Annotated in this window: 19 protein-coding genes; 7 read left to right on the plus strand and 12 right to left on the minus strand. The window is 70.5% G+C overall.

All coding sequences use genetic code 11. The features are described from left to right. Nucleotides 1-15: 15 nt before the first annotated feature. Both LGR69_RS08645 and LGR69_RS08650 read left to right on the plus strand, forming a co-directional pair. The gene (locus LGR69_RS08645; RefSeq protein ID WP_007561344.1) at nt 16-390 is read left to right on the plus strand and encodes an HNH endonuclease family protein; all 375 of its coding nucleotides are present in this window, start codon (nt 16-18) and stop codon (nt 388-390) included. A gap of 105 nt (nt 391-495) precedes the next feature. Continuing rightward, a complete protein-coding gene (locus LGR69_RS08650) occupies nt 496-1,563 on the plus strand; it encodes an acyltransferase family protein (RefSeq protein ID WP_230365783.1) in 1,068 nt (355 codons plus the stop codon). 10 nt (nt 1,564-1,573) lie between these two features. On the opposite strand, the gene LGR69_RS08655 is transcribed toward LGR69_RS08650, so the two are convergent. Then, nucleotides 1,574-1,819 carry a hypothetical protein gene (locus LGR69_RS08655; RefSeq protein WP_007561348.1) on the minus strand — a complete coding sequence of 82 codons (246 nt, stop codon included), beginning with the start codon at nt 1,817-1,819 and terminating at the stop codon, nt 1,574-1,576. Between the two features lie 106 nt (nt 1,820-1,925). Next, nucleotides 1,926-2,375 (minus strand): hypothetical protein, encoded by a 450-nt coding sequence (locus LGR69_RS08660; RefSeq protein WP_230365784.1) that lies wholly within the window; start codon nt 2,373-2,375, stop codon nt 1,926-1,928. Between the two features lie 254 nt (nt 2,376-2,629). On the opposite strand from LGR69_RS08660, the gene LGR69_RS08665 reads away from it, so the two are divergent. Beyond that, nucleotides 2,630-2,977: an ATP-dependent helicase gene (locus LGR69_RS08665; RefSeq protein ID WP_230365785.1), complete on the plus strand. Its 348-nt coding sequence runs from the start codon at nt 2,630-2,632 to the stop codon at nt 2,975-2,977. 167 nt (nt 2,978-3,144) lie between these two features. Here LGR69_RS08665 and LGR69_RS08670 read toward each other — a convergent pair whose 3' ends face one another. Next, the gene (locus LGR69_RS08670) at nt 3,145-4,119 is read right to left on the minus strand and encodes a cyclase family protein (protein WP_230365786.1); all 975 of its coding nucleotides are present in this window, start codon (nt 4,117-4,119) and stop codon (nt 3,145-3,147) included. 453 nt (nt 4,120-4,572) lie between these two features. On the opposite strand from LGR69_RS08670, the gene LGR69_RS08675 reads away from it, so the two are divergent. Further along, nucleotides 4,573-6,753: a transglycosylase domain-containing protein gene (locus LGR69_RS08675; protein WP_230365787.1), complete on the plus strand. Its 2,181-nt coding sequence runs from the start codon at nt 4,573-4,575 to the stop codon at nt 6,751-6,753. 11 nt (nt 6,754-6,764) lie between these two features. On the opposite strand, the gene LGR69_RS08680 is transcribed toward LGR69_RS08675, so the two are convergent. Both LGR69_RS08680 and LGR69_RS08685 read right to left on the minus strand, forming a co-directional pair. Further along, the gene (locus LGR69_RS08680; RefSeq protein ID WP_230365788.1) at nt 6,765-7,211 is read right to left on the minus strand and encodes a DMT family transporter; all 447 of its coding nucleotides are present in this window, start codon (nt 7,209-7,211) and stop codon (nt 6,765-6,767) included. A gap of 111 nt (nt 7,212-7,322) precedes the next feature. Then, nucleotides 7,323-8,162: an aldo/keto reductase gene (locus tag LGR69_RS08685; RefSeq protein ID WP_122162542.1), complete on the minus strand. Its 840-nt coding sequence runs from the start codon at nt 8,160-8,162 to the stop codon at nt 7,323-7,325. Between the two features lie 337 nt (nt 8,163-8,499). On the opposite strand from LGR69_RS08685, the gene LGR69_RS08690 reads away from it, so the two are divergent. From LGR69_RS08690 to LGR69_RS08700, 3 genes are read left to right on the plus strand one after another with little or no spacing between them, the layout of a single operon-like run. Next, nucleotides 8,500-9,573 (plus strand): adenylate/guanylate cyclase domain-containing protein, encoded by a 1,074-nt coding sequence (locus tag LGR69_RS08690; RefSeq protein WP_007561364.1) that lies wholly within the window; start codon nt 8,500-8,502, stop codon nt 9,571-9,573. Continuing rightward, nucleotides 9,573-9,776: a hypothetical protein gene (locus tag LGR69_RS08695; RefSeq protein ID WP_230365789.1), complete on the plus strand. Its 204-nt coding sequence runs from the start codon at nt 9,573-9,575 to the stop codon at nt 9,774-9,776. Before LGR69_RS08690 ends, LGR69_RS08695 begins: the two co-directional genes overlap by 1 nt. Continuing rightward, the gene (locus tag LGR69_RS08700) at nt 9,773-10,255 is read left to right on the plus strand and encodes a YaiI/YqxD family protein (protein ID WP_230365790.1); all 483 of its coding nucleotides are present in this window, start codon (nt 9,773-9,775) and stop codon (nt 10,253-10,255) included. Before LGR69_RS08695 ends, LGR69_RS08700 begins: the two co-directional genes overlap by 4 nt. A 92-nt stretch (nt 10,256-10,347) precedes the next feature. On the opposite strand, the gene LGR69_RS08705 is transcribed toward LGR69_RS08700, so the two are convergent. The 7 genes from LGR69_RS08705 to LGR69_RS08735 all read right to left on the minus strand — a co-directional run bounded on the left by LGR69_RS08705 (nt 10,348) and on the right by LGR69_RS08735 (nt 14,912). Next, the gene (locus tag LGR69_RS08705; protein ID WP_007561369.1) at nt 10,348-10,896 is read right to left on the minus strand and encodes a formaldehyde-activating enzyme; all 549 of its coding nucleotides are present in this window, start codon (nt 10,894-10,896) and stop codon (nt 10,348-10,350) included. Between the two features lie 176 nt (nt 10,897-11,072). Next, the gene (locus tag LGR69_RS08710) at nt 11,073-11,333 is read right to left on the minus strand and encodes a BrnA antitoxin family protein (protein WP_007561371.1); all 261 of its coding nucleotides are present in this window, start codon (nt 11,331-11,333) and stop codon (nt 11,073-11,075) included. Between the two features lie 6 nt (nt 11,334-11,339). Next, nucleotides 11,340-11,699: a hypothetical protein gene (locus LGR69_RS08715; protein WP_007561372.1), complete on the minus strand. Its 360-nt coding sequence runs from the start codon at nt 11,697-11,699 to the stop codon at nt 11,340-11,342. A gap of 296 nt (nt 11,700-11,995) precedes the next feature. Beyond that, nucleotides 11,996-12,982 carry a cell envelope integrity protein TolA gene (gene tolA / locus LGR69_RS08720; protein WP_007561374.1) on the minus strand — a complete coding sequence of 329 codons (987 nt, stop codon included), beginning with the start codon at nt 12,980-12,982 and terminating at the stop codon, nt 11,996-11,998. 4 nt (nt 12,983-12,986) lie between these two features. Further along, the gene (locus tag LGR69_RS08725) at nt 12,987-13,460 is read right to left on the minus strand and encodes an ExbD/TolR family protein (protein WP_007561376.1); all 474 of its coding nucleotides are present in this window, start codon (nt 13,458-13,460) and stop codon (nt 12,987-12,989) included. A gap of 147 nt (nt 13,461-13,607) precedes the next feature. Continuing rightward, on the minus strand, nt 13,608-14,303 hold the full coding sequence (locus LGR69_RS08730; RefSeq protein WP_007561378.1) for a MotA/TolQ/ExbB proton channel family protein: 696 nt from the start codon (nt 14,301-14,303) through the stop codon (nt 13,608-13,610). Nucleotides 14,304-14,435: 132 nt separating this feature from the next. Continuing rightward, nucleotides 14,436-14,912, minus strand: coding sequence for a Tat pathway signal protein (locus LGR69_RS08735; RefSeq protein WP_091860588.1), 477 nt, complete (start codon nt 14,910-14,912; stop codon nt 14,436-14,438). Nucleotides 14,913-14,967 lie beyond the last annotated feature (55 nt).

Raw genomic sequence — 14,967 nt, forward strand, 5'->3', positions numbered from 1 at the left:
GAGAGGAGGGATTGCTTGGTCGGACGCCGCTCCCGGCGCTGGAACGCCGACGATCCGGAGATGCCCGGCGCCGTTCCCCGGGCGGACCCGGTCTGCCCGCTCTGCGGCCGATCGATCCCGCCGCGCGCCCGCTCCAGCCTGCATCACCTCACGCCGAAGCTGAAGGGCGGCACACACCAGGGCACGGTCCGCCTGCACCAGATCTGTCATTCGGCGATCCATGCCCGCTACAGCGAGGCCGAGATCGCCAAGCGCCTCGCCGACGTGGACGCGCTGCGGGCCGATCCCGAGATCGCGCGCTTCCTGGTCTGGATCCGCGGCAAGCCCGACGATTTCTACGCCGCCACGCGCATGACCCGGGACCGGCGTGCCGGCCGGCGCCGGGACTGAGCGCGCCGTTTACCCGGCGCTCAGCACATCCTGAGGTTACGGCCCGGCTCACGCATCCCCGTCAACCTTCTCGGTGCACGCTCGCCTCGGTCTCGGAGTGGCGTGATGGGCGGGGCAGGGGACGCGGATGGCCGGCTGGCCTGGGTCGATGTCGCTAAGGGGATCTGCATCCTCCTGGTGGTGATGATGCATTCCGTCATCGGCACCGGCCTGGCGATGGGGGGCGAGGGGTTCCTCCACCCGGTCGTGGCCTTCGCCAAGCCGTTCCGGATCCCGGACTTCTTCCTCCTGTCCGGCCTGTTCCTGGGCCGGGTGATCGACCGGGACTGGCGCCTGTTCGCCGACCGCCGGGTGGTGCATTTCGCGTATTTCTACCTGCTCTGGCTCGTGATCCAGTCGGCGGCCCGATACGGCAGCCTCGTCGGCGAGGCCGGGCCCGGGGCGTTCGCCGCACATCTCGCCCACGCGCTGATCGAACCGTATTCCAGCCTGTGGTTCGTCTACCTACTGGCCGTCTTCTCGGTGGTGACCAAGGCCCTGCGCCGATGCCCGGGGGCTCTCCTGCTGGCCGGGGCCGCCCTCCTGCAGATGGCCGATCTCCGCAGCGACGCGACCCTGATCGAGGAGTTCTGCGGCCGCTACGTCTACTTCGTGGCGGGCTACCTCTTCGCCGGCCGGATCTTCGCTTTGGCGGAGGATGCCCGCCGGCATGCCGGCCTCGCCCTCTGCGGTCTCGCCGCCTGGGCCGGCCTGGAGGGATGGCTCGCCCTGACGGCGACGGGCAACCCGGTCTACCCGACGCTGGCCAGCCTGCCGCTGGTCAGCCTCGGCCTCGGTGCGGCCGGCGCGCTGGCGATCGTGGTCACGGCCGCGCTGATCGAGCGGGCTGGCGGCGTCCTGGCCGAGACCCTGCGGATCTGCGGCCAACGCTCGATCGTGATCTATCTCGCCTTCTCGCTGCCGATGGCCGCGACCCGAGAAGTCCTAATCCGCACCGGCCTCGTGACGGATATCGGTCTTGCCGGGCTGATCGTGATGGCCGCCGCCCTCCTGCTGCCGCTGGCACTCGAGCGGCTGGTGCGCGATACGCCGCTTAACCTGCTGTTCGTGCGCCCGAAGCTGTTTCGGCTTGCGAGCCGGCCCCGCCCGCGCTCGACCTTGGCGACGACCTGAGCGGCGGAGGTCAGCCTTCGAAGGCGACGCCGATCCGGCGGCTCCGCCGCCAGGCCACCGCGGCCGGCCGCGGGTCTGCGCCCTCGGCGAGGCGGATCGGGAACCGGTCCGGCACCGCCTGATCGCTCTCGACCTCGATCTGTGCGCCCGTCTCGGTCGCGTCCCAGACGAGGCAGCCGACCTCGCCGCAGGCAAGCAGCAATGTGCCGAACGTGAAGGCATTCTTGCGGAATGCCCCGCGGCGATCCTCCGTCATCGCACCCTCCACCCGGCCCGCGAAGCCAAGATTCGCGAGCCGAACGATGCCGGAAGCCGGTTAACAGCCCGGATATGGCGGCGAGACTGATCTCGCCGCCGACCGATCAATACTCGTCCCGGTCATCCCGGTAGCTGCGGCGGGGCGGGCCGTAATCCTCGTCGTAGGACCGGCGCGGCCGCGGGCGGTCGTAGTCGCGGCCGTCGCGATAATCGTCGCGCCGCCGGTAATCGTCGCGCCGGCGGTCGTCGTAATCGTCGTCGCGGTCGCGGTCACGGGCGCGCGGGCCGCCACCGAGGGTTTCGCTGAGGCGCGGCGCGTACCAGCAGCTCTTGGGCTGGCCCGGGGCGGGATCCCCGAACGTCTGGCTGTTGCACGGGACCATGCCGCCCTGCGGGAACGGCCGGCCGTTGGTCTTGCCGGGCACGCCGTAATAGACATTGGTCGGGTAGGGCATCCGGCACACCCCGCCGTCCTGGGCGCACGCGACCAGGTTCACCGTGTCGAGCTGCTCGACCCGCGCCGATGCTGGCTCGACCAGAGCTGGGCCGAGCAAGAGGCCTCCGAGGGCCACGGCAATCCTGCAACGCACGTCGTCGATCCCTTTCTGGCCGTTGATCGCGGCCTCGATATCGCGGCGCGGTGGCTTCCGGCTAGAGCCCGGCACCGGTATGGCGAACCCATGACGGTCCACACGCGGTCGCAGGCCGGGACCGATATCGTGTGACAGGGATCGGGCGCGCGCCGGATTGTCCACCGGGACTGGCGCGTCGGGAGGAACCAATGCGGGATGCGTCGGCGCAGGAGCTCATGATCCTCAGCGCGCTGCAGGAATGCCGGCTGCAGCTCGAAGCCGCGCGGCAGGACGAGGCGTCCCGCGCCGCCGTGCGTCTGGAACTCGACGCGGCCCTGCAACGCGAGGCCGTGCTGAAGGCTGAGATTGTCGAGGAGCGCGAACGCACCGAGGCGGTGCGGACCGTCCTGCTGGCGTTGAAGGCCAGCATCGGCCGGTTCGGGCTGCGCCGGCGCCTGTTCAAATCGCGCATCGCCCGGCTCGGGCGCGAGACCCCCGATGCCGGCCCTCAGTCGGTCCGGCACCCGGTGCTGCTTGCCGAGGCGCGTCGGGTGCTCGGCCAGGATCCGACGGCGGCCGGTTAAAGCCAAGATCGCCTTAAGCTGTCATCGGGCGGACGCGCAGCGAAAGCGCTGTCGGAACGCGAGCCCCCGTTCAAAGGAGTTCCGCCGGCATCGCGCGATCGATTGCCGGCGCTCGGCGGTGCGTCCGCGGCTCCGAAACGGATCCCCCGCGAGGCGGGGCCGGTCGGTCAACGGATCCGCATGCCCGCCGCCGGATCGAATCGCAGGGGTTTGTCCGATCTGGGCAGCGGCGCATCGGCAGGGCCGATCGCGACGCCGTGCGGCCAGTCCGTCGGACAGATGGCGACGTAGCGCGCGTAGCCTCCGGTGCCGCCGCCGAACTTCGGATAGCCGATCGCGACAAGGGCGCCGGCCTCGGGCACTTGGTCGAGATGGGCGACGCCCTCCGCCTGGGCGTAACCGTTGTGCATGAGCCAGTGCTCACCCTCCAGCGTGGGCGTCGAGTCGGTGTCCAGCGGCTCGTGGCCGTGGAACAGGATCTTGCGCTCCAGGTGCAGGAACTTGAGTGCGGCGAGCGAGACGCCGGGAAACTGCTTGAGGGTCGCGAGAGCCGGGTCCGGCCAGCGCTTCGACCAGTCGGAGCGCACGAAGACCACGGCGCCCTCCGGGATACGGCCGTGGGCCGCCTCCCAGCGCGCGATGTCGGCGACCTGGAGCGCGTAGTTCGGGTCCGCCCGCACGGCATCCACGATCGAGATCACGACCAGCGGACGCACCGCGTAGGTCGGAGGAAGCTCGTCGATGGCGGGGTATTCGGGCGCCCAATGCGCGGGCGGATCGAGTTGGGTGCCGAGCTGGTCGGTGGCGAGCCGGTATTGCGTCGCCTCGAAGCCGTTCTTCTCGAAGGTGAAGGCCTCGCCCCTTTTCGCGAAATCCGGGAGATCGGCCCCGGCCTGCGCCCGTGCGAAGGTGGAGGGACCGAAGCCCGCCCAGACCGGGATCGCGGGCGTGATCGTATGGGTGAGATCGACGTATTTCGCGCGCTTCAAGGCGGTCTCGTAGACCGTCCAGAGGGCGGTGTCGTCCGCCGCGCGCGCCGGTACGCCGAGGAGCGCGAGCCACATCACGGCCCAGGGGAGCCGGCTGGCGAGCGATCGATGCCGGGTGCCGCGCGCGAGGGCGTTCGATGGCGATCGAAACATGGATTCGGGTTCCGAGCCGTGTCCGGAGCGCCGATTAAGGCCCGAAACGCGATCGTCGCAAATCCCCCGCCCACTTCGTTTGAATGGAGCCAAGAGGTTTCGGTGCGCCTCCCGGCGTCTCGAAGCAGACGTCGCGGGACAGTCATTCTGCCGAAAGTCGGGATCGGCGAGGGGGCCGCTTTCGACCTGCGCTGCCTTCGGTGACCGCCCGAAAGCCAGAGGTCCGCACCGCCGCCCGCCCATCCGCTTAACCGGTTGGACACCGTGTTGCCCCAAGCTGACCGCAGGGTCGCCATCGGCAGCGGTCAAGACCCCGGGGGCGCGGTCGAGGTACGGGCGTGATCGAGTGTCCGGTCCGTCCTCCCCGCTAATCCGCCGCATTTCGCGTGCGGTAACCGGGTCGCGCCGCAATCCACGCGCGCGCCGGTGTCGGATCGTTCGAAGACGGGATGCATGGCCAAGGGTCGGGGCAGGATGGAGCCGAATTTCGACGTGCCGGAAGGGCGCGTCCGGGATCGCGGCGAACTCGACCTGCGCCTGTCCCGGGACGACCGGGCCGGGACAGGAGAGCGCGTGGGCAAGCGAGCGGGCGAGACGACGCGGGCCCCGGCCAAGACCACGGCGCGCCGGTCCCCGAAGAAATCCGGCCGGCGTCGGCGCTCCTGGCTCGGCCGCATCGTCTACGGCACCGTGGTGCTCGGCCTGTGGGCGGTGATCGGCATCGCGGGTCTCATCGCCTACCACGCCTCGCAGCTGCCGCCGATCGACCAGCTGGCGGTGCCCAAGCGGCCGCCCAACATCGCCATCCTGGCGAGCGACGGCTCACTGCTCGCCAATCGCGGCGAGACCGGCGGCCGGGTGGTCTCGATCAAGGAGCTGCCGCCCTATCTGCCCCGGGCCTTCGTGGCGATCGAGGACCGGCGCTTCTACCAGCATTTCGGCGTCGATCCGGTGGGCATCCTCCGGGCGATCGGCCAGAACCTGACCCGGCGCGGCGTCGCGCAGGGCGGCTCGACGCTCACGCAGCAGCTCGCCAAGAACCTGTTCCTGACGCCTGAGCGCTCCGCCTCGCGCAAGATCCAGGAGGCGATCCTCGCGCTGTGGCTGGAGCACAAGTACAGCAAGGACGAGATCCTCGAACTGTACCTGAACCGCGTCTATTTCGGCGCCGGCGCCTACGGCGTCGAGGCCGCGGCGCAGCGCTATTTCGGCAAGCCCGCCAAGGAGGTGTCGCTGGCCCAGGCAGCGATGCTCGGCGGCCTCGTCCAGGCGCCCTCGCGGCTCGCCCCGAACCGCAACCTGCCGGCCGCCCAGGCCCGCGCCGCCCAGGTGCTCGCGGCCATGCAAGAGCTCGGCTTCGTGCCGGCGCAGGACGCCAAGGTGGCGCTGGCTCAGCCGGCCCGGCCCGCCAATGCCCGCGGCGGCGGCTCGGCCAACTACGTCGCCGACCTCGTGATGGACGTGCTCGACGATTACGTCGGCAAGTTCGACACCGACATCACCGTCCAGACCACCGTGGATACGAGCCTTCAGGCCCTGGCCGAGAAGGCGCTCACCGACGAGCTGAACGCCAAGGGCACGCGGTTCAATGTCGGCCAGGGCGCCCTGGTCTCGATGCGGCCCGACGGGGCGATCCGCGCGCTGATCGGCGGGCGCGACTACGCGCAGAGCCAGTTCAACCGGGCGACCACGGCCAAGCGCCAGCCCGGCTCCTCGTTCAAGCCGTTCGTCTACCTCGCCGCCGTGGAGCACGGCGCCACCCCCGAGACGGTGAAGGACGACGCGCCGATCCGGATCGGCAACTGGGCGCCGGAGAACTACTCCCACCGCTACGACGGTCCGGTCACCCTGCGCACCGCGCTGGCGCATTCGCTCAATACGGTGGCGGTGCGGCTTGGCCAGGAGGTCGGCCCGAAAACCGTGGTGCAGACAGCCCAGCGGCTCGGCATCACCTCGCCGCTCCAGGCCAACGGCTCGATCGCGCTCGGCACCTCCGAGGTGACGCTTCTGGAAATGGTCGGCGCCTACGGGGCCTTCGCCAATGGCGGGACCGGGGTGATCCCGTACGTCGTCACCTCCGTGAAGAGCGCCGCCGGCAAGGTCCTGTACAAGCGCTCGGAGAACGGCCTCGGGCGGGTCATCGACGCCAATGCCGACGGCATGATGAACGCCATGATGCACGAGACCTTCGCGTCCGGCACGGCCAAGAAGGCCGACATTCCGGGCTGGGAGCTCGCGGGCAAGACCGGCACCACCCAGGATTTCCGCGACGCCTGGTTCATCGGCTATTCGGGTACCCTCGTCACCGGGATCTGGCTCGGCAACGACGACGGCGAACTCACCAAGAAGGTCACCGGCGGCAATCTGCCGGCGGAGATCTGGAAGACCTACATGACCCAGGCGCTGAAGGGTCAGAACCCGGTGCCGCTGCCCGGCCTGAACCGCTGGCGCAAGCCGCCGCCCGAGACCACCGCCTCGGTGGCGAGCGCGGCACCGAGCGCCCCGACCGACATCCTCGGTCAGATCTTCGGGGATCCGGCCGCCCCGGCGCCCCGCCAGCAGGCTCCCTCGCGTCGGGCGCCCGCGAAGGACGACCGCAACTTCGTCGAGAAGCTGTTCGGGATCGGTGAATAGGCCGGTCCGGCTCAGCGCCGGATCAGGACCACGCCGCCGATCAGGAGCGCGACGCCCAGCGCCCGCGGCACGTCGATCGGCCGTTGGGCGAGGCCGAGCCAGCCGTAATGGTCGAAGATCACCGAGGCGAGCATCTGGCCGGTGACCAGGAGCGCCAGGAAGGTCCCGGCTCCGAGCTGCGGGACGAGGACGATCCCGAGACCGATGAAGATCGCCCCGAACATCCCGCCGCTCCACGCCCACCAGGGGATTCGCGCCAGCATCCCGGCGGACGGAATCGGGTCGCGGGCGACGAGGGCGAAGACCACCATGCAGGCAACCCCGACCGTGAAGCTCACGACGCCCGACAGGGCGGCCGAGTTGAGCGCCGTGCGGAGATTCGCGTTCAGCGCCTGCTGGATCACGATGCTGACGCCCGCCGCGAGAGCGAGAAACGAGGGCAGGAGCAGTTTCAGCATGGGCGGCGGATGCTTTCGGTCGGCGCGGGTGACGGCCGTGGTTTGGCGGCGGTACCGCGATTCCCCCGCCCTCGCCACATCGGTCACGCAACGCCGGTCGTCCGCGGCTCCTCACAGCATCGGCAGCATCCGGGGGCGCGGCCCGCGCGGGAAATGCGCGTCGATCATCGCGAGTTCGGCCGGGCCGAGATGCAGGTCGGCCGCGGCGGCATTCTCGATCGCCCGGGCCGGACGGCCGGTCTTGGGGATCGTGAAGGTACCGGGCAGCCGCGTGAGGAAAGCCAGGGCCACCGCGTAGGGGGTCGTGCCGTGGGCGCGGGCGATCCCGTCGAGGACGCGGCCTCCGGCGCTGGCGGGATCCGGAAACTCGCCGCTGCCGAACGGCGAATAGCCGACCATCGCGACCCCGTGCTTCTCGCACCAGGGCAGCACCGCGTGCTCGATCGCCCGTTCGTTGAGGTGATACAGGACCTGATTGCAGGCGATCCGGTCCGGCCCCGCGATCGCGAGGACCTGGTCGAGATCGTCGACGTCGAAGTTGCTCAACCCCCAGGCGAGGATCTTGCCCGCCCGGCGCAGATCCTCGAATCCCGCGATCGTCTCGGCCAGGGGATGCTGCCCGGGCCAGTGCAGCAGGTAGCAGTCGAGCCGGTCGGTCTTCAGCCGCCGCAGGGAGGCCTCGCAGGCCCGCACGACGCCCCGGCGCGTGGCATTGCCCGGGACAACCTTCGAGACGAGGAAAACCTCCTCGCGGCAATCGGCGGTCGCCTCGGCCACGATCGCCTCGGCATCGCCGTACATCTCCGCGGTATCGATATGGGTCATCCCGGCATCGATGCCGGCCCGCAGAGCGCGCACGGCGTCGGCCCGGTCCGACCCGTCGATGTGCCACGTGCCCTGGCCGATGACCGGCACAGAAACGCGCGTCGATCCGAAGCTCCTGGCATACATGGCAGCGCTCCCTTCCCGGCCGCGATGGTTGTTGTTGTTTGGCGTCGGCATGCAGGTCCGGGCCGAGCCCGCATCCGCCCGAGCGATGGGCGACCCGGCCTGCAGGCCCGAACGCCCGCCACGCCTTACTCGCGCCATCTTGGGGGGATGAGCAATGGGCGGTCGCCGCTCCGGTGCGAAACTTTAGGCCAGTGTCTCACGCCGCGCTCAATGAGGCTGCCAGGGTGTCCGCGAGGCTGCGTGCCACGCCTCGGACGCAGCCGCTCAAGCTCGGGCCGGGCCGGCGGAAGGCGTCGCGCGTTCCGGCCGCGCGTTCGGTCCAGTGGGAGACGCGCTGATGCTGCCGGCCCACCGGATGTTCTGGGGTCTGATCCTGCTCGCCGCCGCCGGCGCGGGGCTGCTCTACAACGTCATCTTCGCGGATGCCGCCGCGCCGCTCGCCGGCTTCACCTACGGCCTGTGCATGGGCGCCACCGTGCTGGCCTTCGACCGGGGCCTGATCCTGGCCGGGCTGCAGGCGCGGATCCGGCGCCTGCCGGCCTGGCTCTACGTGATCGCGGCGGAACTCGCCTACGTGCTGATGATCGTGGCCGGCAACGCGCTGGGCGGCCTGATCGTCTGGAGCCTCGGCCTCACCGGCGACGAGCTCGCCGTGGCGACCCGGATGACCGCCCGGGTCCTCGCCTACGCGCTGGCGGTGGCGGGCCTCCTCGTCTTCGTGATCCGGATGCGCGACCTCGTCGGCGGCGAGATCTTCGTGAACTTCATGATCGGGCGCTATCACAAGCCGGTCGCCGAGGAGCGGATCTTCCTGTTCCTCGACGTGGTCGGCTCGACCGCCTTCGCCGAGACGCATGGCGATCTGCGCGCGCAGGAATATCTCAGCGCGGTCTTCGCCACCCTGGCCGAGCCGGTGCGCCGCAACGGCGGCTCGGTGGACGATTACATCGGCGACCTCGCGATGGTGACCTGGCCCATGAGCCGCGGCCTGAAGGACGCGCGCTGCGTCACCTGCGTATTCGACGTCATCGACCGGATCGAGGCCGACGAGGCGGCCTGGATCGCCCGGTTCGGCACGGTGCCGAAGCTGCGCGCGGCCCTCCATGGCGGCTCGGTGGTGACCGCGGAAGTCGGGGTCGACCGCCACAAGATCGCGTATTTCGGTGACGCCGTGAACGTGACCTCGCGGATCGAGGCCCTGTGCCGTCCGCTCGGCGTCGGCATCCTGATCTCGCAGGATCTCCTGGGCCGGCTGCCGCGGCTTCCCCCCGGGGTGCGGGCGCGCTCGCTGGGGGCGCACGCCCTGCGCGGGCGGGGCGCGCCGCTCGCGGTGGCGACGCTGGAGCGTGGCGCCGTCGATACGGGGATCGCCGAGGAGCCCGCTCCCCGCCGGGTCGCGGCCGCGCGCTGATGGCGTCCTCCGGAACCGGGCCCTGGACGGCGCTGACCGTCCTGAAACTGGTGCTGCGCTTCGGGCCGCCGCTGATCGGGTTGGTGGTGATCGGTCGCGCGGTCATCCTCTCGATCGGCGGCGATATCGAGCGCTGGCAGTTCGCCCTCGGGGCGCTCCTGATCCTGGCGGGCTTTGCCTCGAAGCTGGTGCCGCGGCGATGAGCGCAGAGGAGAACCGGCCGCCGATCTACCTCGACGCCGATGCCTGCCCGGTCAAGGACGAGACCTATCGGGTCGCCGCGCGCTACGGTCTCACCGTCTATGTCGTGGCCAACAGCGTGCTGAATCTGCCGCGGGAGCCCTGGATCGTGCGCGTCGTCGTCGGATCGGCGCTGGATGCGGCCGACGACTGGATCGCCGAGCGCGCCGGCCGCGGCAGCATCGTGCTCACCGCCGACGTGCCGCTCGCCGCGCGCTGCGTGAAGGCCGGCGCCACCGTGCTGGCCTTCACCGGCAAGCCGTTCAGCGAAGCGTCGATCGGTATGACGCTGGCGACCCGGGACCTGATGCAATCCCTCCGCGAGGCCGGCACGATCACGGGTGGCCCGGCCCCCTTCTCCCGCGCCGACCGGTCGTCGTTCCTGTCCGCCCTCGACCGCGCGGTGAACCGGATCCTGCGGGAGCGGCCGGCCGCCGGGTGAAGGATGTTCGGCTCGAGCCTCGGTCACGCAAAACCGAGAACGGCCCGAGCTTTCGCCCGGGCCGTTCTCGCTCGTCGGCTGAATGACGACGGTCAGATCTTACCTTCGAGACCCATCGTGTAATATTTGTGGACGATCTTGTCCTGGTTCTCCAGAAGCCAGTCGATCGACGGCTCGTTGGTCATGGCCTTCCGGATCGCCTCGGTCATGCCCTTGCGCTGGATCTCGAACAGAGCCTTGTGGTCGACGGTCTCCGCCTGGATCACGCCGGGGCTCAGCCAGACCGAGCAGATGATGCCGAGGTCGTTGGCCTTGTCCTTCGGGATGTAGCCGGCCCGCACCGCGTCGAGGACGCCGTTGGCGATGGCGAACTGCACGGTGCCCATCAGGATCGAGGTGTACTTGCTCTCGGTCACGCTGACCTTGGACACGCACAGGGTCACCGGACGGACCATGATGTCGGTGTTGAGCAGCGCGAAGACGCGGCTGTGGCCGACGACCTGATCGCCCGTCAGCGTCGCGATGGCGGTGCCGACCGGCCCGTCGAGCTCGCCGATGATGACTTCCGGCTCGGATGCGGTGTTGGGCGGGCCGCCCGCCACCAGGGCTTCGCCGGCCCGGAGGATGATGCGTTCACTCATAAGGGTAGGCTCCATCGCAAGCGGCGCCGACGCATCGCCCCGAAGGTCGGTGACCGACCGTCGGGCAAGCATGCGGGCGCGCGGTCTCGAGTTTCGGGTATCGGTCTGGCGCAAGGCCCAAGGGCCCACGATCGTGTCCCGCCGCGGCCGCGCTCGCTGGCGGCCGCGTCCCGGGTTCAATCGTCCGAGGCTGGGACGAGGGCCTTCAGCGCCTCGTTGACGCGGTCCTGCCAGCCGGGACCGTCCTTCTGGAAATGGGCGAGCACGGCGCTGTCGAGGCGCAGGGTGACCATCTCCCGGGCCCCCGGGACCGCCGCCGGGCGGGGAGACGCGGGCGGGGGAGGGGCGGCCGGCTTGGCGGTCGTGGCAGCCTTGAAGGCTGCCTCGGCGGCCGAGCGCGGATCGGTGAATCGGCGGCGGTTGCGATCGTCGGCCATCGGCCCTCAGTCCTTCGCGGCAGCTTTCTTCGGCGCGACCTTCTTGGCGGCGCCCTTGGCACTCTTGCTCGCGATCTTGGCGGCGGCCTTGGCTTCCTTCTCGGCAACCTTGGCCTGAACCTCGGCGGCCTTGGTCTCGGCCTCGGCGGCCTCCTTGGCCAGTCGCAGCGAGCGGAGCTTCAGCGTCCGCTCGTCGATCGCCTTGATCGAGGCATGGTGCTCGGCCATCGCCTGCGCGCCCTCGCGCGCCATGCGCTCGGCACGCTCCGCACGCTCGGCGCGGTTGTCGGCGCGGGTCTTGGCTTCGGCTTCCGCGTCGCGGATGTCCTCGGCCTCGTCGAGGTCGGTCTCAGTCTCGTCGCTCATCCTGTGCCTTTCGCCCCGGGCCAGCGGCACAGCATCCTGCGCGCAGGATCAGTGTCTGGAACGGGTCCGGCCTGTTCGAGGGGTGGAGGGGCAAGGCCGGATGATCCGCCCCGCCGCGTCGTCCTGCGACGACTGTTCGAGGCCGTGATCAGAAGCGCAATAGCACGCTCTGGCGGTCCCTGGCGAATCCGGCCGATCGGTCGAGCAGGACAGGGGAGCGTATTCGTCTCAGAACGCGGGGCGCCTGTTCAATCGAACCACGCGTCTCTGCCTCGGCGAGCGCCGCTTAATCCCGCTCAACGCACGCGATAGTTGAGCGGGATCGTCACCGAAAGGCTCGGTTGCGTCACGCCGGGGGGCGCCGGCGGCATGCCGCCGCGCACCGCCGCGAGCGCGGCGCTGTCGATCTGGCCGACGCCGCTCGACCGGGCGAGGCCGGCGCCCGTCACCGAGCCCGAGCGCGTCACCGTGAACCGGACCATGGCGGTGCCCCCGGCGGTGCCGGCGGCGGCGCCCGGATTCATCCGGCTGTGGATGGCCGCGCTGATCGCTCCGGTCCACTGGCGCAGCGCGCTGGGATCGCTGCCCGCGGCGGCCCGGCCGGCGGCGTTCTGGCGGGAGGCCGAGGCGGAGTTGCGCGCCTCCGCGCCCTGCTGGGCCTTGGCCTGCTTCGCCTTGGCTTCGCGCGCCGCCTTCAGCTTCGCTTCGCGAATCTCCTCCAGGCGCTCCTCGCGCTTCTGCTCGCGCAGCTTCTCTTCGCGGATCTTGCGAAGCTTCGCCTCGCGCTCGGCCTTGAGCTTCGCCGGATCGGGCTTCGGCTTCGGCGGATCCTCGGTCTTGGCGACCTCGGTCGGCGGCGGCGCCAGCGGTTCGGCCGCCTCGGAAGCCGAGGTGATCACCTCGCTCTGCGCTTCCACCGGGACGGCTTCCTGCGGCGGCTCGGTGACGGCCTGGGTCTCGTCGGGCTTGACCTCTGTCATCTCCGGCGGGGGCGGCTGCACGGCCTCGTCGGGCGGCAGATCCACCGGCTTGGCCTCGGGGGGCGCGGCCTGGCTCATCTGCTGCTCGGAGGGCGCCTCGGTCGCCGCATCGCTCATCACCGGTGCTAGATCGATGGAGATCTGCTGCTCGCCGGGGGGCGCGGGCGGCGTCAGCCGGTAGAACATCATCCCGACGAGCGCGAGCGCGTGCAGCGCGAACGCCACCAGGAAGGCAGCGAGCAGCCCGGAGGGGCGGCGGTCGCCGGGACCTGCCGACAGATCCGTCGAAGTCAGCGTACTCATCGATTCAGCGAGCGGTCCCTGCGGGAGCGGCCGGGGCCGCCGGGGCGGGGCCGCCCGGCGACTGCGCGATCAGCGACACCTTGGTGAAGCCCGCCTGACCGACGAGGCCCATCACCTCCATGATCTTGCCGTAGGGCACGTCGCGATCGCCGCGCACGAGGATGACCTGATCCTTGTCGGCGGCCGCCATCTCGCGCAGGCGCGGCATGAGGCTGTCCATGGTGAACACCTCCTTGGCGATCGACGGGTTTCCGTCCTTGTCGACCGTGACCTCCTGCGGCTTCTTCGACTGGGCGACCTTGGCCGCCGCGGTCTTCGGCAGCTGCACCGGCACACCGGTGGTCATCAGCGGCGCCGCGACCATGAAGATGATCAGCAGCACGAGCATCACGTCCACCATCGGGGTGACGTTGATGTCGGACATCGGCATGTCGTCGAGGTCGTCATCGTCGCTTGCGCGGATCGATGCCATCGCCATTGCGGCGTCTCCGGTTGGTTGCAGGCGGCCCCGGTCGGGCCATGGGTCGGGCCGCTCTCGGCCGGTACGGCGTCGGCGGGCGCCTCAGATCATAGGGGCGGTGCCGAACCGCGTCGCAGCGCGACGCGCCCCGGCACCGGCCGACGGCTACTCCGCGGCGGCGCGGTGCTGCCCGGCGCCGGTCCGTTCGCGCGCGAGCCGGTCGCCCAGCAGCGAGATGTAGGAGGTGAAGGAGCTCTGGATGCCGCCGATGTCGCCCGAGAGCTTGTTGTAGGCCATGACCGCCGGGATCGCGACGACGAGGCCGATCGCGGTGGCGAACAGGGCTTCGGCGATGCCCGGCGCGACCACCGCCAGCGAGGTGTCCTGGCTCCGCGCGATCGACGAGAACGAGTTCATGATGCCCCAGACCGTGCCGAACAGGCCGACGAACGGGGCCGTGGAGCCCGAGGTCGCCAGGAGCGGCAACCCGGTGCGCAGGCGCTTCATCTCGAGGCCGAGGGCGCCGCGCATGGCCCGCTCGATCCGCTCGCGCCGCTCGGCCCGGGTCTCGGTCGGATCCTGGTCGCGCCACGCGTCGATGGCGGCCTTCACGACATGCCCGGTGAGGCCCTTGTGCTCGCCGTCGAGGCTTCCGCCCGAGCGCACCAGCGTCTCGAAGGCCTTGGCCTGACGCCGGGCCGCGGAGAGCCGGATGATCTTCTCGAACACCACGGTCCAGCACGCGATCGAGGCGATGATCAGCAGGATCATCACGCCTTTCACGATCGGGTCGGCCTGGAGGAACAGGCCGAGGAACGAGAAGTCGTGGGCGGCCTCGGCCGGGGCTTGTGTCGGGTCCATCGCGGGCTCCTGGCGTCGTGGTGTCATGCGGCCCACGGCCGCCGTCTCATCGGGATGCGGCGAAAGCCGCTGACCGCCCGGCGGCTCTCGCTGCCGGGCGGCGTCGTCGCAACGTCCGTCGGGCCGACCGCGTCAGCGGTCGAAGGCGGGTCCTGCCTTCGTCTCGGTCTCGGTCCGCTCCAGGCAGGCCTCCCGGGCGGCGTCGCCGCCGTCGCAGGCCAGGACGTCGTTCAGCAGCACCCGGCCGACCTTGGCGCAGGCGATGCCCGGGAAATCGAAGATCTTCACGGTCGTCTTGCGGCCCGGAAGCGGGCCGAGCTCCACCGCCACGCGCTTCTGGGCGACCCCCTCCGGGTCGAAGGCGAACAGGTCGACCTTGTAGGATTTGAGGCCGGCGCCCTTCGCATTGTCGACCACGAGGGTCACCCGGCAGGCCTCGCCCGCGGTCTCGAGCTTGTTCAGCTGCAGCTTCAGCGGTGCCTTCTCGGGCGCAGCCTCCTGGGCCAGGGCCGAGACGACGAGGAGCGCCGAAAGCGCCAGGCAGGCCGCCGTGTCGAGGGCGATCCGCCCGATCCGCCGGCGGTACAGAGGGACGCTCAAGGCAAGCACCAACCGATTTCCTCTTCTCGTGAGCCCGACCGAGGCCGGGGAAGGCCGCTGACGC

This window comes from Methylobacterium brachiatum, from assembly GCF_020523825.1.
Classification (GTDB): Bacteria; Pseudomonadota; Alphaproteobacteria; order Rhizobiales; family Beijerinckiaceae; genus Methylobacterium; species Methylobacterium brachiatum.

Excerpts from the sequence above, each read along its gene's own strand:
- LGR69_RS08700 (WP_230365790.1), top strand. The coding sequence starts at position 9,773 with ATGAGCGCAGAGGAGAACCGGCCGCCGATCTACCTCGACGCCGATGCC.
- LGR69_RS08665 (WP_230365785.1), top strand. The coding sequence starts at position 2,630 with ATGATCCTCAGCGCGCTGCAGGAATGCCGGCTGCAGCTCGAAGCCGCG.
- LGR69_RS08690 (WP_007561364.1), top strand. The coding sequence starts at position 8,500 with ATGCTGCCGGCCCACCGGATGTTCTGGGGTCTGATCCTGCTCGCCGCC.
- tolA (WP_007561374.1), bottom strand. The coding sequence starts at position 12,982 with ATGAGTACGCTGACTTCGACGGATCTGTCGGCAGGTCCCGGCGACCGC.
- LGR69_RS08715 (WP_007561372.1), bottom strand. The coding sequence starts at position 11,699 with ATGAGCGACGAGACTGAGACCGACCTCGACGAGGCCGAGGACATCCGC.
- LGR69_RS08650 (WP_230365783.1), top strand. The coding sequence starts at position 496 with ATGGGCGGGGCAGGGGACGCGGATGGCCGGCTGGCCTGGGTCGATGTC.
- LGR69_RS08685 (WP_122162542.1), bottom strand. The coding sequence starts at position 8,162 with ATGTATGCCAGGAGCTTCGGATCGACGCGCGTTTCTGTGCCGGTCATC.
- LGR69_RS08680 (WP_230365788.1), bottom strand. The coding sequence starts at position 7,211 with ATGCTGAAACTGCTCCTGCCCTCGTTTCTCGCTCTCGCGGCGGGCGTC.
- LGR69_RS08675 (WP_230365787.1), top strand. The coding sequence starts at position 4,573 with ATGGCCAAGGGTCGGGGCAGGATGGAGCCGAATTTCGACGTGCCGGAA.
- LGR69_RS08655 (WP_007561348.1), bottom strand. The coding sequence starts at position 1,819 with ATGACGGAGGATCGCCGCGGGGCATTCCGCAAGAATGCCTTCACGTTC.
- LGR69_RS08705 (WP_007561369.1), bottom strand. The coding sequence starts at position 10,896 with ATGAGTGAACGCATCATCCTCCGGGCCGGCGAAGCCCTGGTGGCGGGC.
- LGR69_RS08730 (WP_007561378.1), bottom strand. The coding sequence starts at position 14,303 with ATGGACCCGACACAAGCCCCGGCCGAGGCCGCCCACGACTTCTCGTTC.
- LGR69_RS08695 (WP_230365789.1), top strand. The coding sequence starts at position 9,573 with ATGGCGTCCTCCGGAACCGGGCCCTGGACGGCGCTGACCGTCCTGAAA.
- LGR69_RS08670 (WP_230365786.1), bottom strand. The coding sequence starts at position 4,119 with ATGTTTCGATCGCCATCGAACGCCCTCGCGCGCGGCACCCGGCATCGA.
- LGR69_RS08725 (WP_007561376.1), bottom strand. The coding sequence starts at position 13,460 with ATGGCGATGGCATCGATCCGCGCAAGCGACGATGACGACCTCGACGAC.
- LGR69_RS08710 (WP_007561371.1), bottom strand. The coding sequence starts at position 11,333 with ATGGCCGACGATCGCAACCGCCGCCGATTCACCGATCCGCGCTCGGCC.